Source organism: Nocardia sp. CC201C, assembly GCF_030010695.1.
Taxonomy (GTDB): domain Bacteria; phylum Actinomycetota; class Actinomycetes; order Mycobacteriales; family Mycobacteriaceae; genus Nocardia; species Nocardia otitidiscaviarum.
Genome location: NZ_JASCXP010000025.1, coordinates 1 through 24,396 on the forward strand (window position 1 = coordinate 1; position 24,396 = coordinate 24,396).

The 24,396-nt window shown below is 61.4% G+C and carries 24 protein-coding genes and 2 pseudogenes; 14 read left to right on the plus strand and 12 right to left on the minus strand.

Annotated elements, in window-relative coordinates:
• From QK444_RS04815 to QK444_RS04825, 3 genes and pseudogenes are all read right to left on the minus strand, one after another.
• Positions 1 to 396, minus strand: a pseudogene (locus QK444_RS04815) (DNA-binding response regulator); the annotation flags it as partial.
• Positions 397 to 537: 141 nt separating this feature from the next.
• On the minus strand, positions 538 to 981 hold the full coding sequence (locus QK444_RS04820) for a nitroreductase/quinone reductase family protein (RefSeq protein ID WP_282777441.1): 444 nt from the start codon (positions 979 to 981) through the stop codon (positions 538 to 540).
• Positions 982 to 1,425: 444 nt separating this feature from the next.
• Positions 1,426 to 1,674, minus strand: a complete 249-nt coding sequence (locus QK444_RS04825) for an HNH endonuclease signature motif containing protein (protein WP_282777443.1) — start codon at positions 1,672 to 1,674, stop codon at positions 1,426 to 1,428.
• A gap of 9 nt (positions 1,675 to 1,683) precedes the next feature.
• Here QK444_RS04825 and QK444_RS04830 point away from each other — a divergent pair.
• Together QK444_RS04830 and QK444_RS04835 are read left to right on the plus strand one after the other, a co-directional pair.
• A pseudogene (locus QK444_RS04830) lies at positions 1,684 to 2,184 on the plus strand (site-specific integrase); the annotation flags it as partial.
• A gap of 182 nt (positions 2,185 to 2,366) precedes the next feature.
• Complete coding sequence (locus QK444_RS04835) at positions 2,367 to 2,675, plus strand: helix-turn-helix domain-containing protein (protein ID WP_282777445.1); 309 nt, start codon at positions 2,367 to 2,369, stop codon at positions 2,673 to 2,675.
• 15 nt (positions 2,676 to 2,690) lie between these two features.
• Here the strand turns inward: QK444_RS04835 and QK444_RS04840 are convergent, their stop codons facing one another.
• Together QK444_RS04840 and QK444_RS04845 are read right to left on the minus strand one after the other, a co-directional pair.
• Entirely contained in the window at positions 2,691 to 3,767 is a 1,077-nt protein-coding gene (locus QK444_RS04840; protein WP_282777447.1) for a Shedu immune nuclease family protein, read from the minus strand.
• A 2,282-nt stretch (positions 3,768 to 6,049) separates the two neighbouring features.
• Positions 6,050 to 6,553, minus strand: coding sequence for a hypothetical protein (locus QK444_RS04845; RefSeq protein ID WP_282777449.1), 504 nt, complete (start codon positions 6,551 to 6,553; stop codon positions 6,050 to 6,052).
• Positions 6,554 to 6,894: 341 nt separating this feature from the next.
• On the opposite strand from QK444_RS04845, the gene QK444_RS04850 reads away from it, so the two are divergent.
• Positions 6,895 to 7,821 (plus strand): abortive infection family protein, encoded by a 927-nt coding sequence (locus QK444_RS04850; RefSeq protein WP_282777451.1) that lies wholly within the window; start codon positions 6,895 to 6,897, stop codon positions 7,819 to 7,821.
• 12 nt (positions 7,822 to 7,833) lie between these two features.
• The gene (locus QK444_RS04855) at positions 7,834 to 8,481 is read left to right on the plus strand and encodes a hypothetical protein (RefSeq protein WP_282777453.1); all 648 of its coding nucleotides are present in this window, start codon (positions 7,834 to 7,836) and stop codon (positions 8,479 to 8,481) included.
• A 58-nt stretch (positions 8,482 to 8,539) separates the two neighbouring features.
• Here the strand turns inward: QK444_RS04855 and QK444_RS04860 are convergent, their stop codons facing one another.
• Positions 8,540 to 8,731: a hypothetical protein gene (locus QK444_RS04860; protein WP_282777455.1), complete on the minus strand. Its 192-nt coding sequence runs from the start codon at positions 8,729 to 8,731 to the stop codon at positions 8,540 to 8,542.
• Between the two features lie 171 nt (positions 8,732 to 8,902).
• On the opposite strand from QK444_RS04860, the gene QK444_RS04865 reads away from it, so the two are divergent.
• From QK444_RS04865 to QK444_RS04880, 4 genes are all read left to right on the plus strand, one after another.
• Positions 8,903 to 9,238: an Lsr2 family protein gene (locus QK444_RS04865; protein ID WP_282777457.1), complete on the plus strand. Its 336-nt coding sequence runs from the start codon at positions 8,903 to 8,905 to the stop codon at positions 9,236 to 9,238.
• A 727-nt stretch (positions 9,239 to 9,965) separates the two neighbouring features.
• Positions 9,966 to 10,592, plus strand: coding sequence for a hypothetical protein (locus tag QK444_RS04870; protein ID WP_282777459.1), 627 nt, complete (start codon positions 9,966 to 9,968; stop codon positions 10,590 to 10,592).
• A gap of 643 nt (positions 10,593 to 11,235) precedes the next feature.
• On the plus strand, positions 11,236 to 11,481 hold the full coding sequence (locus QK444_RS04875; protein ID WP_282777461.1) for a DUF2188 domain-containing protein: 246 nt from the start codon (positions 11,236 to 11,238) through the stop codon (positions 11,479 to 11,481).
• 89 nt (positions 11,482 to 11,570) lie between these two features.
• Complete coding sequence (locus tag QK444_RS04880) at positions 11,571 to 12,218, plus strand: DUF6338 family protein (protein WP_282777463.1); 648 nt, start codon at positions 11,571 to 11,573, stop codon at positions 12,216 to 12,218.
• A gap of 272 nt (positions 12,219 to 12,490) precedes the next feature.
• On the opposite strand, the gene QK444_RS04885 is transcribed toward QK444_RS04880, so the two are convergent.
• On the minus strand, positions 12,491 to 12,751 hold the full coding sequence (locus QK444_RS04885) for a helix-turn-helix transcriptional regulator (RefSeq protein ID WP_282777496.1): 261 nt from the start codon (positions 12,749 to 12,751) through the stop codon (positions 12,491 to 12,493).
• Positions 12,752 to 13,092: 341 nt separating this feature from the next.
• Here QK444_RS04885 and QK444_RS04890 point away from each other — a divergent pair, with 341 nt between their 5' ends.
• Complete coding sequence (locus QK444_RS04890) at positions 13,093 to 14,229, plus strand: hypothetical protein (RefSeq protein WP_282777465.1); 1,137 nt, start codon at positions 13,093 to 13,095, stop codon at positions 14,227 to 14,229.
• Here the strand turns inward: QK444_RS04890 and QK444_RS04895 are convergent.
• Complete coding sequence (locus QK444_RS04895; RefSeq protein ID WP_282777466.1) at positions 14,215 to 14,730, minus strand: hypothetical protein; 516 nt, start codon at positions 14,728 to 14,730, stop codon at positions 14,215 to 14,217. The genes QK444_RS04890 and QK444_RS04895 overlap by 15 nt on opposite strands.
• A gap of 2 nt (positions 14,731 to 14,732) precedes the next feature.
• Positions 14,733 to 17,153 (minus strand): hypothetical protein, encoded by a 2,421-nt coding sequence (locus QK444_RS04900; RefSeq protein WP_282777468.1) that lies wholly within the window; start codon positions 17,151 to 17,153, stop codon positions 14,733 to 14,735.
• Positions 17,154 to 17,477: 324 nt separating this feature from the next.
• Here QK444_RS04900 and QK444_RS04905 point away from each other — a divergent pair, with 324 nt between their 5' ends.
• Positions 17,478 to 18,374, plus strand: coding sequence for an alpha/beta fold hydrolase (locus QK444_RS04905; RefSeq protein WP_282777470.1), 897 nt, complete (start codon positions 17,478 to 17,480; stop codon positions 18,372 to 18,374).
• On the opposite strand, the gene QK444_RS04910 is transcribed toward QK444_RS04905, so the two are convergent.
• Positions 18,357 to 19,643 (minus strand): XRE family transcriptional regulator, encoded by a 1,287-nt coding sequence (locus tag QK444_RS04910; protein WP_282777472.1) that lies wholly within the window; start codon positions 19,641 to 19,643, stop codon positions 18,357 to 18,359. The genes QK444_RS04905 and QK444_RS04910 overlap by 18 nt on opposite strands.
• A gap of 357 nt (positions 19,644 to 20,000) precedes the next feature.
• On the opposite strand from QK444_RS04910, the gene QK444_RS04915 reads away from it, so the two are divergent.
• From QK444_RS04915 to QK444_RS04925, 3 genes are read left to right on the plus strand one after another with little or no spacing between them, the layout of a single operon-like run.
• On the plus strand, positions 20,001 to 20,681 hold the full coding sequence (locus QK444_RS04915) for a hypothetical protein (RefSeq protein WP_282777474.1): 681 nt from the start codon (positions 20,001 to 20,003) through the stop codon (positions 20,679 to 20,681).
• On the plus strand, positions 20,678 to 21,832 hold the full coding sequence (locus QK444_RS04920; RefSeq protein WP_282777475.1) for a radical SAM protein: 1,155 nt from the start codon (positions 20,678 to 20,680) through the stop codon (positions 21,830 to 21,832). The genes QK444_RS04915 and QK444_RS04920 overlap by 4 nt, the downstream gene beginning before the upstream one ends.
• 8 nt (positions 21,833 to 21,840) lie before the next feature.
• A complete protein-coding gene (locus QK444_RS04925; RefSeq protein ID WP_282777477.1) occupies positions 21,841 to 22,488 on the plus strand; it encodes a hypothetical protein in 648 nt (215 codons plus the stop codon).
• Here the strand turns inward: QK444_RS04925 and QK444_RS04930 are convergent.
• Together QK444_RS04930 and QK444_RS04935 are read right to left on the minus strand one after the other, a co-directional pair.
• Positions 22,481 to 23,410 carry a carbohydrate kinase family protein gene (locus QK444_RS04930; RefSeq protein ID WP_282777480.1) on the minus strand — a complete coding sequence of 310 codons (930 nt, stop codon included), beginning with the start codon at positions 23,408 to 23,410 and terminating at the stop codon, positions 22,481 to 22,483. The two genes, QK444_RS04925 and QK444_RS04930, sit on opposite strands and share 8 nt — an antisense overlap.
• Before the next feature lie 2 nt (positions 23,411 to 23,412).
• Entirely contained in the window at positions 23,413 to 23,898 is a 486-nt protein-coding gene (locus tag QK444_RS04935) for an NUDIX domain-containing protein (RefSeq protein ID WP_282777483.1), read from the minus strand.
• A gap of 204 nt (positions 23,899 to 24,102) precedes the next feature.
• On the opposite strand from QK444_RS04935, the gene QK444_RS04940 reads away from it, so the two are divergent.
• Positions 24,103 to 24,291, plus strand: a complete 189-nt coding sequence (locus QK444_RS04940; protein ID WP_282777485.1) for a hypothetical protein — start codon at positions 24,103 to 24,105, stop codon at positions 24,289 to 24,291.
• Positions 24,292 to 24,396 lie beyond the last annotated feature (105 nt).

The window sequence follows — 24,396 nt, forward strand, 5'->3', positions numbered from 1 at the left end:
CGCCCGCACCATCGCCACCATCAGCTCGACCGGGTCGGACTTGAGCGCGACACCCAGTGCCCCGGCCCGCGCCGCCGCCCGAATGAGGTCACGCCGTTCCCCGGCGGTATAGATCAGCACGCCGAGCCCGCGTTCCCGCAATGTCGTGATGTTCGCCCGCGGCGTGGACCCGTCGGCGAGCACCAGACTCAGCACGACCAGATCGAGATCCGTTGCCCGCGCGAGGAGTTCGGGCACGGTCGGCGCGATCGCGGTCACGGCGAGATCCGGCTGCTCGCCCAGCACCGCGGCCAGCCCCACAGCGGTGGCCTGATGGTCTTCGACATACCCGATACGGCGTGACGCACCGGGCTCGGCGAAATCACCCGGGAGTTCGGTAGCCGCGATACCGGCCATCGATAGGATGTGGCGCAAATTCACGCATCGATATGTACCGGACGTTTATCCACGCGGCAATGAGAATTCGTGCCAGTTACCATACCGACCAAGCGCCACATTTCCGAGATGTCCGAATACGTAAACCGGATATTTCCACCATCAGCGCGTAAATATCACAACGGGAATCTCCCATTCCACCGCATCCTGCATCTCCTTCAGGAATCCCCACCGCTCGATCTGCCTATCCCACAACCGTTTCCGCTCCTCCCCCGCCGCCACCGACGCGACCATCGACCACACCTCATGCCCGACCTCGACCTCCACTCGCGGCCGCGCGACCAGATCATGAAACCAATTCGGCCCCCGCTCCCGCCCGTTGTCCGCCGCGAACACCACCAACCGCTCCCCATCCCGCGCATATCCCACCGGTACGGTCCGCCGCTCCCCACCATCCCCCTCGGTGGTCAGCAACAACACATCGAACTCCGCGTACACCCCGCCCAACTTCCCCCCGTTGGCCCGAAACTCCGCAACGGCCTCCCGCTGCACACGGCGACTCTCCTCGTAGGACATGTGCATTGTCGTGGTGGTGGTGACCTGCATGGCGTGGGTCCGACCTCCAGTGGCCAGCGATGCCGACCCCCTAGGGTCGGGGGTCTTGCGGGGCGGGTGACCACGGTGTCACACTGCGATGGTCTACCGTCATCTGTTGGTCCCCCTTCGGTGAGCGGCGAGGATTCCTCCCCTAGCGGGGCCTCTGATCTCCGTCATTCATCGGTGGGGTTCATGCAGCTGGCGTTGTCTCTTCCGATGCCAGGAGATCAACGCCTATGTCTGCATCCACAGACCTGCTGCTCTTTGCAAGCCCGCTTGTTCTAGCCGTCAGTGTGGCGGTCCAACAGATCCGGACGTCCATCGTTCTCGTCGTCGCGGCACTCGTTGCCACACTCACGCGCGACAACGATCGTTATCGGCGAGCACTTAGTGTGATGCGGTTGCTTCTGAACAATCAGGGCGCGGCCAAACACAGTGCGCGACGCCGCGCAATCAGTGAGCGCCGCGGGCCGCGCGGGATTCGTCCAGGCTCTTAGTCAGATGACATGGGCGCCACAGCGATTGCAGGTTGGCCCAGTCGTAGCGTTCGCCGCCCGCGCCCACGGGTTCGATGTGGTAGACCTCGTCGGCCAGGGCGACGCAGCCGGGCCGTTCGCATATCGGGTCGGTCGCGAGCTTGGCCTCTCGCAGTGTGCGCCATCTGCGGGTGCTACCGCTGCCGGCGCGTTGCGGCCGGTCCATGCGGGGTGCATGGGCAGAGCGCAGCCCCGGCGGGTGCTGGCTTGCGACAGCGGTTGCACACGCGGGGCGGCTCGCTGGGCATGGGCCACAGCGCCCACGCGCCAGTGGTGTGACGTAGACGGGCTGTCAGCGTCGAAAGTGAACTCGCGCAGTGTGATCGGAACTCCGAAGTCATGGGAACAGCGGACCGTGGCGATACCTGCCGAGGTCGCCGAGCTCCTGCATCCAGCGGTCACGGCTCAGAAGAGCCCGACCGAGCTCATTTGGTCACGGGAGGACGGGACACCGATTCGACCGCCGACCACTACCCATTGGTTCACCAAGGCAGTCGGTTGGTGTATTGCGGCATCGGTACCGCGTGACGACGACGGCGAGCCGATCGGCCCAGCGATCTTCCCGCGGGTGACTGCACGCCAGCTACGCCACACCGCAGCGTCGCTCATGATCTCCAGCGGCGCGCATGTGAAGACAATCCAACGTCAGCTCGGGCATAAGTCGGCGACGATGACGCTCGACAACTATGGGCCCCCGTTCGAGGACGACCTCGATGAGGTGGCCGGGCGGATGGGCACAGGTTTTCGAGCTGCCGCCGAGCGGTGTGCCCAAAATGCGCCCACGCGCCCACGCTTAGGGCCGTCAGCGCATAAAAAAGGCCCTTCACCTGCGCAGCAAGTGAAGGGCCTCTGGTGGACATGGCGGGAACTTACTCGAACCGGACCGATCTGCTCGAAGGCTTCGCTGAGCTGCGGCGACGGATCGAGCAAAGCGGACCGCGCAGGTCTCAACCGACCCGACTGCGAGCATCTGGCGGGCCGAAGAAGCAGCTGACTCCCGAGGAGGCCGCGGAGATCGTGGCCAAGTACGAAGCCGGCGCATCGATGGCTCAGCTGAAGGTGGAGCATCACATGGCAAAGCGGACGGTGGCGAGAGTGTTGCGGGAGACCGGGGTAGCGATCAGGCCCAGAGGCGGAAAGAAGGTCGCCGAGCGCCACCGTGAGTAGCAACTCAGCTCCAATTTACGCAATCTCCTCAACCACACGGGCCGCTGCCTGAGCCAAGAGCTCATCAAACGTCAGAACTTCGGGTTCCACAAGTTTGCCTCGGAAGAGTTCAAATGATCGACGCTTGCCTTCATGCACCCCACCGTCTTCATCGCGAAAGCTACGGAAGTCACCAATGATCAGATATGAGCGGGGCCGCGCGCGAGACACGTCGGCCTGCAGACGTTCTGCGATGTAACTAACAGACTGGTCAGCGGTGCCTTGGACTTGGACAACTCCACCTGTTAGCTCACGCGATGGTGCCCAGATTCCGGATCGATAAGGATCACCACTCAGAAGATTCGTGACATGGGTCTTCACCTCCACGAAGACGAGTGATTTGACCAGTGCAGATGCACGAACTGCTTCATTGATCCGATCGCCCGCTCCAAAGCCTAAACAACCGTCCAACATACGCATGAGATTCTCGGGACGGAACGACGCGAGGCGCTGATTGTGGCCTTCGATTCCGAAGATCCAGGGATTCTCTTCGAAAAAATGCTGCCACACTGCCTCCCGCCCTCGGCTCGGAAGCTTGGCCGCCTCCTCTTGAAAGTAGGATTCGTCCTCCAGCAATCGCCCGAACCGGTCAATCTGACTCCGGCGATAGTCGGCCGCGCCGCTAGGGTTGGGAGAAGCTTGCGAACGCTGGTCATGTCCAGACCACCGAGGTTGTTGAGAGTTACTCGCGTCGCTGTACGAACTCGTCCTTGGTTGATGGGGTGGAGTTGCTGGAGTCTGATCGTTCAGCCCCGCTGACTCCTGGCGCTCAGCCCAATCTCGGGCTGCCCGCCAACGATCTTGCCACTGAACGGATTCGCACAGCGACGGATCGACCACTACCCCGTCTTCTTCGGCAATGAGCCGACACGCGGTTATGTATTGAATGAGTGTCGGTAGCGCGGGCAGTCGCTCGCCTAGCTCGGCATTGCGCAAGGTGTTCGGGCTGACGACGTTCTTCACACAAGGCCGAAGCACAGCCACCATGCGCCGATGCGCTGGTGCGCCCACAGAGCCACGCAGTTCGACAAGCGAAAGGGCCAGCCTCTTCACATCACTCAGTCGATCCCGACTCATCGAGTAGTCCTGCCTTGAATCACGCTGCGCCACATCCTGTTACAGTCCAGCCACTGAGATGATAGCCACTGCTGCGGCGGTCAGCGCGGCCACGCAGACAACCATCCGAAGTGTCTGCCCCCAGCCTTTCATCGCCTGGCGTACGGTTTGCCCGATCTGCGGCCACATCGTATTCTCCAATCGCTCCAATGGGATCAGGAACCATTGCAGCAGAGACAAACACGCAGGTCACTCCGACTGCACTCATATGTGAGGATCTGCGCGACGTTGATCAGCTTTGACGAATTCCGAAGGCGCCAGGTAGCCATCTTCCGCCGTGTGCCTCCAGGACCTCGCAGCACGCGGAGCGACCTGCGTTAAGCGAAGCGCGAGTGTTTGTTAAACCTGGACAGCCCAAGGTTCGAGTAGGACCGACCTTGCGCCCCCGATGGGTATGGCGGGAACTACTCGAACCGGACCGACTTGCTGGAACAGTCGACTGAAGTGCACAAAGACATCGGTAGATGCGGACCGCGCAGGTCATGGTCACAAACCGGCCGCGACCGAGGAGCTCAGGCGGCTCGAAGAAGCAGCTGACACCGGAGGAGACCGCTGAGATCTTGGCCAAGTACGAAGCGGGCGCGTCGATGGCTCAGCTGAAGGTGGAGCACCATATGGCGAAACGGACCGTGGCGAGGGTACTGCGAGAGGCGGGGGCGGCGATCCGACCGAGAGGCGGGAACCGACGAAGCTGGGAGACATTCCCATGCACCAGCGCGCGAAGATCAAACATGTAACCGCCCAACAGGTCTCGCCGTTTTCCGCCGTGATTGCCGCACCAGAACGACAGGCTCTTGTGTTAGCCTCGTTGAACGCGGCCATCGTGAGGGGCTGCAGGTCGTCTTGGCATGTTCCCGGAGATGTGCCGAGAGATGACAAGGGTGTGGGGCACCCGCTTCACGGCCTGATAGCAACGAGCCACCTGCGAAGGTGCGTGACCCAAGCGCGGTCCGGGACGCACGATTGGATCACGCATGCCTCTCTCGTCTCGCCGCTCTGCTCGTGACCTTCGCGTGAAATACCTTGGTGAAGACAAACTCTCCGCAAGGGCCGGAGTTGGTCGCGGAAATACTCACGGGCTCGACCAATGCTCCTCATCGCAGTCGCGGTTCCGAGCCTTGTTGGCCATTAACCTCTTCAATTCCTCTTCGTCTGGTCCAACACCCAACGGCGTATATGATGCCTCATCCTTCCTCCTATACACCATGGTCATTTCGCCACGGTACGACTCGATGGTATTCATAATCCCGAGCGCCATGGAGAACGCGATTGGCCGCTTAATGGGCAGCCGACATTTTCTTCACATGGGAGTGCCGGGGCTGCGCCTTGAGCTAGGTGCCCGAGGCTTGGTTCATCTTCGCCATCTACCAACAAATGCTCGAATCGAGGTTGTAGAGCAGTCACAGTGGATACAGGCACCTCCATCGCGGTATTCATATCCAGAACCTGAATACAATTGGCCAACAATTGATGTTCCGGTGTCTGAGAAAGAGAGGGACCTACTAGACCAGGTTCCCCAAATGAGCACCGACGCTGAACTTCTACTGGGTGCATTGATCAGCCGCATCGATGCTCATGATCCCGACGGCACATGGGACCTCGGCATGTGGAATTGGAACAGACTCGGTAAGCCCACGCCTGAGGGATACGCTTCACCTCGGCTAGAATATCGCACGCTCTGGGGATCTGATCAGCACTGGGTGTTGCGATGGAATCACTATCCGTTCTTGGACGATGTTGTTGTCTGCATGACGGACCCGCGAATTGGAGTATGTGGAGCTCGTGCAGTAAGAACAGAACACGGAACCCAAATTGTGCTGCGCTCTTCGATTCTGGAGCTTCAGTTCGGGCCGCCACCACAGTCCTTGTTACGACCTGCCATTACTCTCCAAGGAGGGCAAGAGTAGTGTCTTCCTGGTCTACTATTGCAGAGACGGCAGCACGGCCAGCCGCATGGAGCCTAACTATGGTCCTGGCCCTCAGGGCCCTCTACGCTGGCCTCGCAACCTGCGTTGCCCTATTTCACTCAGACAACAAGCGCCGCGAGGATGCACGTGCCGTTCTGCAGTATTTTGCCACCAAAAACCCGCGGGTTGATAGCCGGGATTGCGAAGGCGCAACCCCCATATCGAACGATTGAGCAAGCATTCCAATGGTCGATTGTAGCGACACAAATTCCTGCGTGGAGTAGTGTCACAGCACTTTCAGTTCAAGGACCCTCACAGCCGCACGAACACCCGCACCGGATCGTACAGCGCCCGATGCCATTTCACGACCGAGCACTCTGCGCATGGCATCGGCGTGAGCGCCGCAAGGCGCCGCTCTGCCACTGTCTCCCGAAGCATCGGGTCGCTGCCTGCAGCGTAGGGTGTGTCGCACTGTGGGCACCCGCCCATGAACCTGTCCTCACCGCTCGTTGGATCGGACCGCCGTCGAATGGCTGCGGCAAGGTCTCCAGCCACCTGGGACCGCTCCAGAATCTGCTTGGCAAGCCTCCACGCGCTGGCGGTCGTCACCAAGATGAGCAGGTGGAAGGTATCGGCAGGATAGACCGGGAAGACCCCAGCAACGAATGTTTCGTCGGCGCCGCAGGTTGGGCATGGTCGACGGACCCCATAGGCGCGCAGCCAAATTCGCGGCGAGGCATTGGTCGGCGGCTTGTCGATGCGAATGGGCGGAAGCGGTTCAGCGGTGTGGTTATCCCTCCCGGTCCGCTGCGCCATGTCCTCGCACCGCCCGCACGTCACTGTCCACGCACCGGGGCTGCCGCCGAGTCGTCCCCGTTCGTCCGCCACATCGACCGAGCACATGGCGCACGGTTTGCCCCAGCGCGCTCGGCGAGCTGTTCCTGACATCTGCCGCTCCTCCTGCAGAATCGTCCTGGTGAGGACAGTGTGAGCCAGACGTCCGACAAAGATTCTGTGGCGCAATGCGGTTCGCCAACCGGACGAATCGCCAGGGTTCGGGCAAGAGACGGAGGACTGATTCGGACGAGGCTGGCACGCGACGAGCAGGGCCTGAAAACGGTTCGGCCAACCAGGGAAGCTCGCCGTACCATCCCCTCATGCGGATCACGGAGGTTACCCGCCAAGCGATCTTGGATGAGCTGCGCCTCAACAACATCTGGTGGGCGGGACGGCTTGACGAACCGACCCTTCTCGCGCGCCTGTACTCGCTCGACGAGATGCCGTCGTACGACCGGCGCTATAACAACGCCCGTGACGATATTCAGCAGCACCGTGAGAACAACCTGGACTGGGATGACGAGTGGATTTTCGCTGACGACCGCTTTGGGCTCGACCAGAGTGACGAGAAGCTCCTCCAGTTCCTGGCAATGACCGTGCATCCTGTGGTTCGTCCAGATCGCGACGAGGTGCACAAGATCGTAGATATCTACAACCGACACCTTCGGATGGACGGATGGGAGCTGGCCGAGGCCGCCCAGATATCGGGGCGGCCGGTGTTCGCGGCGAGGAGCGCGCTCACCGTTCCGGGTACCGTCAGGCAAATCACGCAACATGTGGCGGCCGGCGATATGGACTACATCGCCAAGCAGATCACCAGGATGGAGACCGCGGTCGACAACGACCCCGAGCTTGCAATCGGCACCGCCAAAGAGTTGGTCGAAACTACCTGCAAGACCGTGCTCGAAGCTATCGGCGTTCAGGTCGAGAAGAAGTGGGACGTCCCTCAGCTCCTTCGCGAAACAACTAAGCAGCTGCAGCTGGCCCCTGACACGGTCGCAGCCACCACCGCTGCGGCTGACTCAATCAAGCGTGTGCTCGGCAGCCTTGGGAATATCGCGGTGGGAGTAGCGGAACTCCGTAATTCGTACGGGACCGGACATGGCAAGACCAACGGTACGGGTGGCCTCGGCCCACGCCATGCTCGGCTGGTCGTCGGGGCCGCCTCGACTTTGTCCGTGTTTCTCTTCGAAACCTATAACGACCGGATTGAACGTCAGAAGCTGGCAGCTTCGAACACACCATAGAACGACGAGTATATGACTGACTTTGACAATATAGAACTGGTGTGGCCCGCCAAACACCACAACCTGAAAGCGGCGCCCACAAACTACTCAAACTTCTCCGACATAGGCTGGCAGCGCCGCAGGGGTCTTTACGGGCGGATTTACGGCTTTCGGCGCGCCGCTGAGATTCTCCATGAAAAGCTGATGGCCAATCGGTCAGTCCGTGATCTGGATACCGTCGTCTTTCCCTACGCGACCTGCTGGCGACACCATATCGAGCTTCAGCTGAAATCTCTGCTCGCGCAGCTCCGCGCACTGTCTGATCTACCCCCAGAGGCGCGCCATCACCACAAGATTGATCAGTTGTGGGCAGATACCAAGAAGCTTGCCCTCGAACACTTTCCAGATGAGAAGACCGACATCGCCAAGGTCAGCAAAGTCATCGGCCAGCTCGCCCAGTTCGACCCGGACGGGCAGGAATTCCGATACTCGCATCGTCGGGACGGCTCCGAGACGCTCCCGGGAATTGGCCGGATCAACCTCGAAACGTTCCATGAAGCAATGCTCGGCGTCGCAAACTATCTGGATGCTACCGACACCGCGGTCAGCGAGACACTATCGATGCAGCAGGAAATTGACGCATACTACGACGCTGAGTTCGATGGCTGGGATGGGTTCTAGATGACGCAGTGCGTCTCGATTGCGGCGAGCCTGGGCACAGGGTAAAGCCTTTCTGTCACTATGAAACTCCGCCATCAGCCACATCAACGTCATCTGGCGGCTCAAGATAGTCGCCCCTCATCGCTCGGATAGCGATGGCCGCAGCAACCGCTTGAACATCGCTCCGGTCCATCTGCTCGGCCGCGTCAACCAGCCAGAGAATTTCGTTGCTGATTCGCTCGGCTGCCCATTCCTGCTTGTTCCATGCCACCAGCACCTTGTTTATGCTGCTCTGAGTATGCGCCCGTTCGAGCAGTAACTCAATACGTCACTCGCGCAGCCGACCGGCCCGACATCGGCATGAAATTTGCCGATGAACTATTCCACCCGATAGCATCTCTAATCAATAGTTCGGGACTGACGCAGGACAGGGAGCATCACTATGGCACGCAAAGTCATCGTAGAGATGGTTGACGACTACGACGGCAAGTCCAAGGCGGAAGAAACGGTGAACTTCGCCCTGGACGGAGTGGCGTACGAGATTGATCTATCGGTGCTGAATGCCGCCAAGATGCGCGGGGTGTTGGAACAGTGGACGCCGCACGCCCGCAAGGTTGGCCGGGCGCCGAGGGGCAAGAACGGCAGCAAGGCACGGCCGGCGGTCGACCGCGAGCAGACGCAGGCCATCCGCGACTGGGCCCGCAAGAACGGGTATGAGGTGTCCAACCGCGGCCGGGTGTCCGCCGAGGTGATTGAGGCGTACAACAAGGCCAGCTGATAGCCCGCACTCCATGCAGCGGTACGCCCGTCGAGGTCCGTTGGCGGCGTAACTGTTCGGGTTTGGCGGGAATCAACGTCTCCGGCACGTCGGCTTCACGGCACCGAGCCGTGAAGCCTCTCAATCGCGGCCACCAGCCCCTCCATGGCCGCGACCGAGGACCAGCGGTCAACATGGGTCAGTCCGGGGTACTGCCCCGACGACGCGATTAAGGCACTCTCGGCATCGGACCATCGCACCTGGATTAGCGACAAGTCAACTCGCTGCGTGATTCCGTTCATCGCCTTCCTCGACTGGTCAGCGTGCAGTGCCGGTCAATGCGATGAAGCGTCTCGTCTACTCCGCCAACAGCGAAAATCATTGGGCGGCAATATTCTTCACCAGAATGACACCGCTGTCGGCACTTGGCAACAGCCGCATCGACCGCTCCAATGGGCGTCAGGAGCGGGTCGCGACCACAGTCACCCTTCGTCCGCTAAATCGCAGATTCGCGCGGCACCTCTCCTGCGTGTACGGCAACTCGGTTTGAGCACGGCTATTCGCCGGAAGCGGCGACAGCGGTGAGCCATATCCGCAATGCACTGCCGAAGCCCGGCTGGCACCTGGTAACAACGGGATTGCCGGACTCGATCAGCTGGTATCGGCCGAATCAACGGTACATAGAACCGGCGAGCAGCCTCACGCGGTGCTCGCCACAGCAACCCCTTCGGGAACCCAGGAGGGACCGATGGATACGGGCATGATGTCTGGCCGATTCCGGACGAAAGCGCGATTGACAACCGCGGTGGTGGTCGCCACCCTGCTGGTGGCGGCGAGCTGTTCCACGAACGATCCGTCCGGCGAGGGGACGCGCGTCGTCGGTTCCCACAGCCCCACGAGCGCAGCCGCCAATGATCGCGGCGATGGCGGGCGGCTGGGAACGCGCGCCAATCCCGTACGCCACGGTCTGGCAGTCGAAGTCGGGCAGGAATGGCAGATTGCGTTGGTCGACGCCAATCTCAACGCCATTGACGTGGTTCTCAATACCAACCCGTTCAACGACCCTCCAGCGCCAGGGCGGCAGTTCGTTCTATTGCGGTTCACGGTGACGTACGTGGGTGAAGGATCCGGAACACCGTGGATCGACCTGGGCATAAAGTTCGTCGGGTCACAAGGCAACACCTACGGCGGGTTCGAGGACTACTGCGGAGTCATCCCGGATGGCCTCACCGACAAGGGCGAACTGTTCCCTGGGGCCAGCACCGAGGGCAACGTCTGCATGTCAGTGCCAGCCGACCAGATCCAGGGCGGCTCGGCGATGGTGGAGCTCCAGCTGTCTCTACGGCCCAGCCGCGTGTTCTTCGCGGTGTCTTGACGACACGGACAATGGGCTTTCTCAGTCCCCCGCCGTCTCCGGCACGGGCAGCCCGCTCGGCAAACGGCCACGAGGTCGCGCACCCCAGTACCTCACAGGGCCGACCGCCGCCGGGGGACTGCGGCTCGAGCATGGGATCGCGCCAGCCAATCGACCGGTCGATTGAGCCTCAGCCATGCCTAGCCCGCTGTTCACTTATCAGCCCAAGCATGGGGACCAACGCGGGTCAATCCGAAACAAGATCATCCACACATGGTGTGACCAGGCTCACAATTTGACTCTTGAACTGGCCCTTCCTCATGTTTATACACATGGGATGACTCGAACAGCCTTGCGATTTGCAAGTTATCCACAAGGTTGGAAATGTTGCTTGAAATTCGCCACAAGTGCGGATAGATCAACAACCCATTGAGAACTACAGCTGTGTCATTAGGGCGACGTAGCCTTCTATATGCACGCGGCCACAGGGCGAACACCCGGGCCGGGCTCTACCCTGTGGTCACGTGACTGCTGCCAGGCAGGTCACCAACCTACCAAGGGTGCATCTGCGCGCATAACCGAAACGCGCTAGATGCAGTGAGCCTCACTTCGGCGTGCGTTGAAGTCATCACAGCGGTGGCTTCACGACAAAGAAGGAGGCCGTATGGCCAAGCGCAATGAGATCCACGTGCAGCCGCGCCCGGACGGGAACTGGGAGGCGGCGAAGCCCGACGGAAGCCGCCCCAGCGCAGTCAAGCCAACTCAGCTGGACGCAATCAACCGCGGCCGGGAACTGCTCCGCAAGAGCGGCGGTGGAGAGCTGATTATCCACGGGCGAGACGGGAAGATTCGCGATTCGGACACGATCGCTCCCGGTAACGACCCCAATCCACCGCGCGATACTCGCTAACACCCGGCGGGGAACGGGTGCGGGGCGCTTTCGCCTCGCACCCGGAGAAATCGCTGCTATTCCCACTTCGGACAGTAGGAGGCAGATAGATGCCCGCACTACCGACCACCCTCATTGGCGTGGTCGTCCTGATCGCTCTCGTGCTGCCTGGCGTCATCTATTCGGCTACTCGAGCACGTTTCTGCGGATTCCGCTCCACAGACCGAGAGCTGGGCGCGCACGTGGTCCGTGCGATCACCTTTAGCTTTATCATCGACTCGATATATCTCGTAGCATTTGGCGATCGGCTCCTCAACTGGTTTGAGATGACATCCGGCAAGCCGGCACATCCACGCGAACTGGGTATCGCGTTGTTCACGTTGGGCGCACTCTTGCCAGCGGTCATCGCGACTATACTTTTTGGAAAGATTCGCCGGAAGACTCGCATAATCTGGCGGTGGACATTCAGATATCCGTGGCCAACATCGCCCCATGAACCTACACCAACAGCTTGGGATAAAGCCGCACCCAACTTGAGCGACTGCTGGGTGCGAGTTCGATTGTCCGACGACCGATGGATTGGCGGCTGGGTCTCCTCGCGCTCGTACGTCAGTACGTATCCCGAGCCTCCGGACATCTATCTAGAGAGCCAACATCATATGACTGAAGACGGCGAAATCGGATCCGAGATTGAAAACACTGCCGGTGTATGGGTTCCCCTGAAGGAAGCGAGCGTCGTCGAGTGGATACATCCCTAAAGTCAAGGAGAGTTGAATTGATGAGCAGTAAGAACCAGGGCCAGGACGCGCTGACTGGAGGCGCCGTCCCACAAGCAGCCATGTCTCGCCCAGACGAGCAACACGGCGCTCGCCCGGTCTCCGAACAGCCTCGACCGAAGCCTGATCGCCCGCCGCAGGGCGGCTCCGGGATCTCGCCAAAGCCGCGCTCGGAAGAACGAAGCGGCTGAACTGCCGCAGATTCGACGAGCGGTACGTCGCGAACCGCCGGAGACAGTAGGGACCGGCCAGCCCTACTCCGTGACCGTCTCCGGCACCGGTAACCCGCTCACCAACCGGCCAGCATCGACCTGCAGGCCATCGGCGATCTTGACGATGGTCTCCAGGCGCAGGCTGCGCTGGCCGCGCTCGACCTTGCCGAGCTGGGTCCAGTGAATGCCGCAGCGCACGGCCGCGGCTTCTTGGCTGAGGCCGATCTCCCGGCGTCGATCACGCACGCGGGCACCGAACTCACGAGTGGTCTCGTTTAGCGGAGGCTTGGCGTCATCGGGCACGATGATCAACTCCATACGCCTCAAGCGCAATCGGCCAGAGTGGAACGCACCCATGCGTATTGACCCCAAGCGTTTCGTACCTTACGATTCGCTCGCCTTCGGCCAGTCCCGGCCAAGATCGATGCCCGGCCGAAGGTGGCAGATCAGCCCATCAAGGGCAGGGCCGACCGGAACAGAAGGGAGGCGAGCGCCATGGGCGGCAATGGCCTGACCGGCGGAAACGGCTAGTTTCGATACGTAGGCAATAGATGAATGGCGAGGTGCCCGCCTGCGGCACCTCGCCGTTCTTTTGGTCTATACCAATACTGCTGTAGTTGCTACAATGGTTGCAGCAAACCATTATGAGTAGCACGCTGCAGCGACTTCATCGAACCAAGAAAGTCCTGGCCGGACTGGTGTTCTTCGTTGTGGGCGTGAGCCTCATGGTGATCAGTCGAACCGTTCCGGCAGTGCGAGAAGTGGCATGGCTCGGCCCGTTGCCCTGGAACGAACTCGGTGCCATCTTGATCGGCGCCGGAGTCTTCAGCATCTGGCTCGATGCCTACTTTGAACGAGAGAAGCGTGAAGCTGATGAGCAGCGGCTTCGGCGCATGTTTCGTGAGCACGCGCCGGCCATGAAAGAAGCGGTCATCAAGGGCTTCGCCTTCGAGGATGCCGACCTGCGGCGGGTGGCCACACCAGAGCTGCTGGACGACATCATCAGCAACAGCCTGGCCCTGCGGCTGGGCGATCGGGAATTCGCCCGCGAGCTCTACGCCGACATCCGCGACCAAGCCGTGCAGTCAGTGGAACGCTGGCACGACGCGAAGATTTCGGTGCGGTTGAGTCAGCCCAGCGGGAGTGACGATCGCGATCGACTGGTCATCACCGTGCGGCACGAATACACCACGGTGCCGGCCAGTTTGGTGCGCCGCTTCGTGTCGGTGTCCGACCTTGATGAGTACCGCGGGCTGGCCCAGGATCCGGCCTCGACCTTTGCCTGGTACTACCGACCCGGTGGTGGCTTGGACGCTGGCTCGAAAGAAGCGTTCGAGCTGGTGCAGTTCACGGTCGATGGTGAAGAGCGGCGGATTCGCCGGACGGCGCGCAAGGACTCGCAGACCTACACCGTAAACCTGGGCCTGGCCGAGGGAGACCGGGGCAAGGAGCGCACCATCTCGTACACCTACCGGCTCCGGCCTGCTCCCCACAACCGGCTACTGCACCTGGATGTCGAGCAGCCGACCCGCGGCATTGACATCGAGCTGGACTACAGCGATACCGACGTGGCCTACGTGAACATGATCGACTTCATCGCCAGCTCACAGAAGAGCATCGTCACCAAGACGCCGGACACCGTACCGGGCAAGGTGATTGGGTTGAAGTTCGAGGGGTGGATGATGCCACGGGGTGGGGTGGCGTTTGTGTGGGTGATGAGGGGAGAGGTACCTTCAATCGAACGGTCGGCCAGCAGAAATTCAGACCTACGAACCCTCTGACTGATCACCCTGGTTCCGGGCCTGCTCGGTGGCCCGCTCTCCGAGCTGCTGCACTACTTCCGAACCACCCTTCCTCAAATTTTCCCCAGAACCACCACCCGCTTCTAATGCCTCCTCCTTCAGGATTCCTCGCCTCAGGGCCCGAGCTGCGTCCAGCATTTTTCCATACTCATCATCGAAATTCCCACCACCTGTAACGGCGGTCAATGTCGGACCAGCCTCAATATAGAAAGAATTCCCCCATCTAATAAGCGCGTTCTCGAGATTCTCCACCTTCTTACTCGATGAAATGAACTCTCCGAACTCGGCATCGTCTGGCTCCACATCCGGAGTTACGTGCATTATCTTATTTTTGTTGATCTTCCGAATCTTCCTTCGCTTACGCCAATCCACATCACCTCCCCTGGTGCGCATTACGAGATAAATAAAAAACCAAGTAGATCGCGCTGCCATTCCGATTAAATGGCGGGCGAGTTTCGACATCGACAGTGTCCATTCCATTATTACCACATGCTATCTGGAGTATCAACAATTCCATTGATACGTGCGGAGAATCTACCCGCTCGCGTCACCATCATGGCAGCGATCATCATCACGGCCGCCATGGTTGAGAACATTAGCGCAGACCACAGACCTCCATTCCAGATCAAAGCTTCACTGTCGCGCTGTGTGACTATCAACGCTGCGGCGAAAACCGTTGCGAGAGCGTTGAGGACACACCAGACAAGCGCGCCCATGGAGGCGAGCGACACGCGCGCAATATCGTCACCTGTAAACTTCGCAACTACCCAGGCCGATAGAACTGCTGGAGTGCCGAACAGAATAGTCGACCAACTCGCGGATATTCCCTGACTACTACTAGGCAAGAACACCTGATCGTATCTCAATCCGACCACCCATACTATGAGGAGAAGGTAACAAGAGAGCAGTGCCGAACGAAGCAAGAGACCAGGTGGGCATTCCCTGAACTCCGTCTTCAACCTCGGGACCACGCGGCGCATAGACCCAGGACTCGAGTTCATCGATTTAAGCGCGGAGATCCCGCGCGAATATACATGGACATGACTTGACGCATCACCAGAAACTCGCATCGAGGGCCATGTCTTGCTACCTTGAGAACCTTCAACGCCTAGCACGAGGTCTACGGCAGAGCGCGTACGACGTCGCCGCTCCGTATCCCCTGTCGCCCTTAGGCCGACCGCAGACACCGATGGTGGAGCCCAAGCAGTTATTGCCGGCTCGGCACTGTAAGCATACATCCCATCTGGAACCGATATCGCGAGATGGTACGTTTGACACTCAAGGGCGACAGGCAGAGACAGGGTCAGCTTTTTGGGTAGGAGACCAAATCTACGTCGAAATGGTTCTCCAAATACTCCCCTTCTGAAAGGGTGCCGGATAAGAAATGATGTATCGATGCGCCTGGGTGTATTCACTACCGCCTCGGTTGAGGCTAAACTTTGGGATTGTTGGCCATTCTCGCCAGGTCCCCCAGTGGGCTCGACGCGCACCCAAATCACATGAGATAGTGATAGGTCAACAATAAGATCGATGAGATCATTCACATCACCCAAAGGGATGCCAACGCTCATCAGCCTCGCCTTGAATCGCAACAATCTGTCACCGTATGTTATTTCTGAGTCATCGTAGTTCTTGGCAACGTCAGAGGACACAGATCTTCCGTCGACATCAGGCTCGGTTGGCCGGTATCCAGGAGAGCTCAGTTGTACCGGGAATTCTGACAGTACACCCGTCAGAATCGAGAGCCAAAGTCTATCTTCTGAAATCTCTTCATATATGTCGGAAACATCGTTACTCTTACAGCTATCATGGACGTAGCGATACAACAGCATACTTAGGGCGGTTATCGTTATCCCCTGGCTTATCTGGAAGGGTATTTTCGCTCCTTGCTCGCCATCAACCTGGATCGACAACTGTTCTGGCACTAGCCCCTTCTGAAAGCGATGGGCAGCAACGAACCGCACAGCCGACTGCGGATGTTTCTCGGAGTCGAAATTGACCCAACGAACAATCTTGTGTTCGTGGTCCAGTCCGGATATCTTCAAGGTGTGTTCAAGTCGCGGACTTGTTTCTGATGGCCGTTGAAGTTGCACTCCCGCCAGTGCGAGCGTCTCGTCTCGATGCGATTTTATTGTTTCTCGAATCAGCGCCCGTGCTTCAGCAACACCATGACCCACATTAGGCAACGGCACCCCGTACCGTTGCCGTGCCTGCTCTTCCAATCGGAAATTCGGAATCTTGTGCAGGCGGCGCCACTGGCTTATGAAGTAGCGTAGATACAGAAAGAATAGCGCGCAAGCAATAACGCCCGCCCCAACAGCTAATGCGGGCCACGGGTACGCAACTTCCAATAGAGGTAGCGAAGGCCTTTTTGGTGTTGTGGGAGGAAGGAGCAGCAGAGCACCTTCAGTACCAAGAACTGCAAAAGCGAACAGTAGCAGCCTTGACACAACGAGTCCCGGCGGGCGCTGGCTGAAAGCATGCTTCGGTGACGAAGGGAGTGCTACCCCTCCTGGCGAATGGTCGTCGCCCGAACTGAACGAAATCGCAGCAAAATCAGTTGCCCAACTGCGGATCTCCTCTGGGATGTCCTTCGCTCGGATCGAAGATTCCACGAGGAATTTTCCCTTGGGACTTAAGTTTTCAGCACCACGCGTACAGTCTACCCTAATCAAGCCTCTATCAGAGTCAACCCACAGTCGATCCGCAGATTCTTCCCACCGAACAGCTATCCCCTCGAAGTAGTAGCGTGTTCGATAGAACTTCTTTGTGAAGACGTTCGAATGCGCGGGTTTTGTTATTATCACAACTTCGAAATCTCCGACATCGTCTTCACTCAGACTCGCTTCATAGCGTCCAGTCGGCGAGGAAGCATTCTTGCCCGGCTTGATGAACTCAGACATTAGTTTCGACTGCTAGAAATTTCGGTGCGACTGACGACTCACGCCATGTTGCCTGCAAAATTTCCCCCCGTCCATAAGGTGATCTATAGCGCTCGCCATCGATCTACATAGCCGAGCGACGTTCTTGCGAGTTCCATTGTGGGTCTCACTGCGCTCCATGTCACCGGGGATAAGATAACAAACCACTAGGTAGGGAGCTCGTACGATCATGAAAACCTGCCTTATTGCACCGACAACGCCGTAAAACTGGTGGGAACAGGATGCAGGTCTTGTCGATCCCCCTTTCTGCCCCATCGCCGCTCGTTGGCGCATCAGGGCCCGGCCATGTCCCTGATCGACTATCGCCCGGTAGAGCCGTCCCGTGCCTTCTGCTTCACTATCCCCGTGCCCCAAACCAGCACCGCCACCTCCCTCCGTACCCTCGACGGCCTCCACCTCGCTGCCACCCTCGTCACCCCAGACCAGCCGACGAACCGCGCGGTAGTCCTCGTCCACGGCGGCGGTGTCACGCGCGAGGAGGGCGGCTTCTTCACCCGACTGGCCGCCGGCCTCGCTGAGGCTGGCGTCGCCTCGCTCCGTTTCGACCTCCGCGGTCATGGTGACAGCGAAGGCCGTCAGGAGGAGTTGACCCTCTCCACCATCCTCAACGACATCCGCATTGCCCTGGCGCACCTGAACGAGGCGACCGGTGCAGCCGAACTGAGCCTGTTGGGTGCCAGCTTCGGCGGCGGCATTTGCGGGTACTACGCGGCCAAACGCCCGGACGAGCTGACGCGGCTGGTGCTGCTGAACCCGCAGTTCGACTACAAGAAGCGCACCATCGACAGCCGGGACTATTGGGCGAACGACGTCATCAGCGAGGAGAAGGCCAAGGAACTCAACGAGACGGGCGCCGTGCAGTTCACGCCGACGCTGAAGCACGGTCGACCGCTGCTCAACGAGGTGTTCTGGCTGAAGCCGAACGAGGTGTTGGGCGAGATCAAGACGCCGACGCTTGTCGTGCACGGCAATGCCGACACCTTGGTCCCGATTGACGGCACCCGGGCCGCCCTCGCCGAGTTCACCGCGCCGGTCGAGCTGGTAGAGATCGAGGGTTCGCAGCACGGCTTTGCCGTGCACGACGATCCGCAGTATCTGAACCCGCAGAGCCAGGCGTACCAGGCCGAGGTGATCGCCATCGTGGCCCGCTGGCTGACCACCGGCTCAACAGGGCGGGGCTAGAACATCGTGCAGCGTGCGGACACTCGCCCGATGCCGCCACGGCTCGAGCGCGCGCACCACGTCAATGACCACGTTCATGGTGCGCTCTGAACGGGTTTCGCGCGCGATGCCGACCGCGGTCGTGGCCACCACGGCGGCTTCGTCCGGTTCACCACTGAGCGCCAGGGCATTGGCCCGGCGCGCGCTGAAGAAGCCGCTGTCACGCCGGGACAGCGCGCCGCTGTCCAGCACCGTGGCGAACAGTTGGCTGGCTCGGCGCGGTTGGCCGGCCTCGGTGTAGCAGGCGGCCGAGCGGAGCAGCAGGGTGTCTTGGTTGAAGTAGGTGCCGAACAAGCCGTCGTCATCGTGGTCGGCGCGGGTCAGCCAGGTCTGGGATGCACCGATGCGCTGCTCGACGGCACCGGCCGGTTCGCCGATCATGGCCAGCCCCAGGGCTTCCTGCTGGGCGACCTCAGCCCGGATGCGGGCGGGCAATTGCCACGGACCCTCGTCTGCGGCTTGAGCCAGGGCCAGCACGGTTCCAGCGTCCTTGGCGTCGTAGGCCATTTGCGACTTCTTGAGCAGCACGTAGCCCTGCAGCGGCAGGCTGCCCGCGGCCTGCGCCCATTCCATAGCGCGGTCGTAGAGGAAGCTGGCGGTCAACGGGTCGGACAGGTCGCGGTAGAGCCAGCCCGCGAACTCGGCGCCATCGGCACCGACCGCCAGCAACGCCCGCCTGACATCGGGCTGGACGTCTTTGCTGTGCCGCTTAATTGCCCCCAGCAGCGCCAGCATTAGCGGCAGGGCCTCGGCCGGGCCGAGCTGGCCGTCATCAGCCTTACAGCGAGCCAGTTGCTGCCGGAAGAAATCTACGACCGAGCCGTCGAAGTACCGCCGGGCATTGTCGAGCGCCGCGCCGACGCGCGCGATGACGTCCAGGTTCTCCACGAGCGGCAGCGGGCCGGTCCCGTCCGTGGCCAGCCAACGGGCCAGCTGGACCGCGTGGCCGCCGGTGCCGTCGCTGCTCCCGGTCATGGGTGCTGCGGTATCGGTGTCATCGGGCAGTCGAAACCACAGCAGCTCGCCGGGGATGCCAAGCACACCGGCCCAGCGGGTGAGCTTCGAGAGCTGTTCCGGCGCTGGGCCTTTCTCAATCCGCGAGAGCTGGGCCTGGGTCATCTCCAGCCAGTGCGCCACCAACTCCTGCGGCAGTGGCCGACCGTGGTGCGGGTGGGTGCGGTAGGCGTAGATGACGCGGCCCATGTGCCAGGTACTCAGGGCATCGCGCATCTGGTCGGTCTGCCAGAAGGTCGGCGGCAGGGCAGGCGGGCGCTGCCGTTCGTCGCGGGATGCGACCTCGCACGGGGCGCAGAGGCTGGCCGGGTTGTAGCGGTTGAGGCGGCTCCCACAGCGCGCGCAGTAGCGCTGAGGACTCGGTCTCCGCGTCATGATGGCCGCTCCCGCGTTTTAGTGGGTTGACCTGGGCGTTTGGGTCCCCGGGCCGTTGGTCGGGTGACCTTACCAGGCCTTGACAAGGGCCGTCATACGTTTCATGCATACCCCGAATACACCCGCGTTGTGGCCGTTTTCGCCCCTTCGGCCGACCCTTGGCCCGTCGCTACCACCGCCAACGGAAAGGGGTAGGCCGTGGCATTGTCCCTTGTTGTCCCTATTTTTGGCCCACCGGCCGCCGGAAAGACCACGCTGACCATGCGGCTCGGCACCGCGCCGGGTCGCCGGGTCTTCCGGCTGCGCGAGCACGTCCCGAAGAATGCGCTGGCCGCCACTGCCGCCAGCAGCGAACGGTTGGGCTGGCTCGACGATTTCACGGTGTCGTCAGCGCTGCGGGCGTACTTCACTGCGGCCCATGCCGATATGACCGTGCACACCGTGCTGCTGGATAACTTCCCGGGCTGCGGAGCCCAGGTCGACCAGCTGCTGTCCACGGTGTGGGCCTTGACTGCCTGCCACGTTGAGGCCATCGAGGTCGTCACCGACGCCAAGACCTTGAAGCAGCGCGCCAAGCAGCGCAAGGTCTGCCACCGCTGTGAACCGGATCCGATCCGCGATCCGCGCTTGCCGGCCATTCCGAGCGCTGCCGACCCGTGGCGGTGCGCCCGCTGCGGCGGGCTGCTGCATCCGCGCCGGGGTGATTCCCCGCGGCTGTTCCGGGCGCGGTTGCAGCGCTACCACCAGGCGGCAGTCGGCATCCGCGATGGCTTCACGGATTCCGGCGTCACGGTCACCCAACTCGATACGACCACCACCATCGACGGGGCCGCCAAATTGCTTGCCCCGCTGCTTATTTCCCGGAGTGCTGCCTCATGACAACCGTTGATCTGCCCACTCCCGGCCTGCGCCTGAATGGCGACGGCTACGGCCATGCCCGCATGCCGCGCGCCTCTGACGTTTCGGAACCGGACCGCATCGACCGCGTGGCCTATGGCCGCTTCCGCAATGTGTACCTGTACATCACCGAAGCCTGCCAGCTGCGCTGTGAGCACTGCTACATGGGTGAACGGCTGGAGCGGGCCCTGAAGATGCCGCTGCCCAAGATCGTGGATACGCTCGCGACCTGGCGCCGCATGGGCGGCAGCAAGCTGACGATTCTGGGCGGCGAGCCGACGCTGCACCCGCACTACTGCGACGCCATCCGGGCCGCGAAGCAGCTGGGCTACGAGCACGTCATCACCACTACCAATGCCCAGCCGCCCGCCCAGCGCAAGTTCCGGCAGTGTGAACCGGACGACTTCGCCTACGTGCAGGTCAGCCTGGACGGCGGCAGCGCGGCCAGCCACGACGCCATCCGTGGTGCGGGTACGTTCGACGCGGCGCTGGACACCACGGCCGAGCTGACCGAGCGCGGCTTCGACACCCGCATCATTTGCACCGTGAATCGAGCCAACGAGGGCGACGTGCTGCGGCTGCTGGACTTGGCCGATCAGCTGGGCGTCAGCCTGGTGAAGTTCCATGTCTTCTCGACCATCGGCACCGGGCACGGCAATCCGGAGATGGCCATGACACCGCCGGAGTGGGTTGCCTTCTGCGACCAGCTCAATGAGGTTGCCTCACAGTACAAAACGCGTGTCTGGTACCAGCCGACCTATGCCCGGCGGGACCAGATGGCCCGCTACGCCGCCGAGGGCTACCAGGGGTGTATCGGCCGGACGCTCGACCGGATCTCGATCTTCCCGGACGGCCGCTGCTACGTCTGCTCGTATCTCTTCGACACCGATCTGTACTTCGCCCAGATGGTGGATGGGCAAGTCGAGCTGAACCACGGCACCAACGAGTTCGACCTGTTCACCAGCGTGCTGGCCGAAAGTTCGTGCGGCAGCTGCAAAGCCAGCGCCTGCCAGGGCGGCTGCCCGGCCGAAGAGCTGGTCATGGGCGCGTCCTCGTGCAGCGCGTATGAGGACATCGTGCCGGTCTGCCGGTTGTGGAAATCCAGCGCCAAGCCTGAAAGCGAGACCGCCTGATGGACGCTATGGACACCCTGGTCGCCAGCCTGCACCATGTCGATTGGAACGACATCGATGCGGTCGAAACCGAATGTCGTGAGGTGCTCGACATTTTGGCCGCCGACCACAGCATTATCCGCAACCGCCTGGTGGTTCTGCCGACCTGGCCGGAGCTGTTCAGCCTGTGCGAGCACTACGACATTCTGGACAAGCTGGTGCTCTACGACGACCCGGCCACCGGCATCCGGGTGCGGCTGCACATCTTCGGGCCCGGCTACTTCGACCGGCCGCACAACCACCGCTGGAGCTACGCCAGCCGCATCCTGCGCGGGCAGTACCGGCACTACCTGTTCGGCAACGCCGAGCTCGATGAGGACATCGACCCCGCCAAGCTGCCCGTGGTCCAGGCCCGCGAAGAGCGGGTCGGTAACAGCTACGCCTTGCACCACAGCATGGTGCACGCCGTGGTGGCCGAGCCGCAGACCGTCTCCTTGGTGATCCGTGGGCCAGCCGTCAAGGACCGCTTTCTGGTGTCGGACCGCGACACCGGCGAGGTCTGGTGGCAGTACGGGCGGAAGGATGAGTCGGGCGAGGAGGCAGAGCGGAAGCGGATGAGCCGCGAGCGGTTTGACACGCTCATCGACCTGCTCGATGCGTGGAAACTGTTCAGCTAGCGGCCGGTTGGCGCTGGGCCGCAAAGCTTTCCAGCTCGGCCAGCGTCGGCAGTGGGGCACCGTGATGTCGTGCGCACCGCAGTGCCCCACTGGCCGACCCGAGCACCATACTTCGCTCCACCGACCAGCCCGAGCGCAGGCCGTAGAGCAGCCCGCCGGAGAAAGCGGCACCGGCAGAGTGGGTATGCCGAACCTTCACCGGAAACGCAGGCCTCGCTATCTCCTTGGTTCGGCTGACGGCGACCGCGCCGAAGGCTCCGGCCGTCACGACCACCCACGATGCGCCAGTCTGGGCTAGCAGCGCGCTGGCCAGGGCTGGCGCATCGCGGTGTTCGTCGTCATTGACATTCGTTTGAACGAGAAGCTGGCCGTGGCCGGCCACCGCGGACCGAATCCGGTCCGACAGTGGCGAACCGCCAAGGTTGAGCAGCAGCGGCACCTGCACCGCTTTCGCCGCCCGGATGGCCCGTACTGCCGCCTCCTCGATGAGTTCGTAGGCATCGAGGTAGACGAACGACGCATTGGCGACCGGCGCGAGATCCGCCGTGGCGAGCCGCGCGGCGACGCCCGGCAAATGGGCGAACCAGGTGCGGGTGTGCTGGTCGTCGGCGACCACCACAATCCACGGCGTCACGACGTCGGGTGTTGGCGGCACATTGGTCTTTACCCCTCGCTGCCGCAGCCAGCGGTGAACTGTTCGGCCGTCCTCGTCGTCGCCAATGGGATTGGTGATGAGCAGGGTTGGGACGTTGAGGGCGCTCAGCACCGCCGCGGCCATCGGAGCATCGGCCGCGGTGGACTGCTCGACGTCGGTCACGGCGGCACCGTGGTTGGCGGCCGGGAACAGCGGCACGCGCCAGAGCTCAGCCAGGGCGAGATAGGAAATGCAGACGACCGAGCCGTTCCGGCGCGCCGCTGTCATCGCTACCAGCCGTAGATCGAGAAGGCCGTGCTCTTGGCGATGTGCTGCATCGCGCTGCGGCAGTAGTCGATCATGTGGTCCGGCAAAGCGTCGGCCGCGAACCATTCCAGGCCACAGCACTTGTCCGGCTCCAGGTTGGTGGGTTCGCCCTGCCAGGTGCGTACCGTGAAGAAGAAGGCCATCCGGCCGCCGGATGACGAATTGTGCATGATGTGGCTGAAGTGCACATCCTCCGGCTGGATTGTCACGCCGATCTCTTCGGCGGCTTCGCGGATGACGGCGTCTATCACCGATTCGTCGGCTTCCAGGTGCCCGCTCGGCAGGTGCCAGGCTCCATCCTCGAAGCCGGTGTTTTGGCGCTGGCCGAACAGCACCTCGTTGCTGCGGCGCAGCAGCAGGTGCACGTCACCGGTGACCTTGTGTCGCTGGGGTTTGGTCTGCTGACTGGATGCAGTCGTCACACTCATGGTCGGGCGATTCCCCTTCACTTCGAATTATACCGTTGACCTGGCATTTTGCCGATTCGGCGGGTGAAGCGACCTGAGCCTAATCCGTGGGCGCGGGGTGGGGTATACGCCGGGCGTATAGCGAGCCGAGACAAGTTGGTATACCGCCTGACCAGGCACTATTTAATGCTTCTTGGGAGGTCACCCCGGCCCGGAACGGGCCAATGGGCAAGGGAGGAAACCGGAATGGGACCGCTTCGCCATATCCATATTGAGTCTGGAGCATTGCGGCTGGACTACCAGGCGTCGGCTGAACAGGCCGAGCACGTTGCCGAGGAGCTGCGTGGCTACGTCGAGCTGGGCATGGTTGTGGCGGTGGATGATGAGGTGAACGAGGAGCTGCCGGTTCTTCCTTGCGGAGGGTTGTGGGAGTGAGGGGTGGGTCGTTATTGGCGTAGCGGTGCACGGTGAGTTTGGGCTGAGGATGTGTTGGCGCAGTGAGACTCTCGATGAAATGTCCGGACTAACCCGCCCAATGGG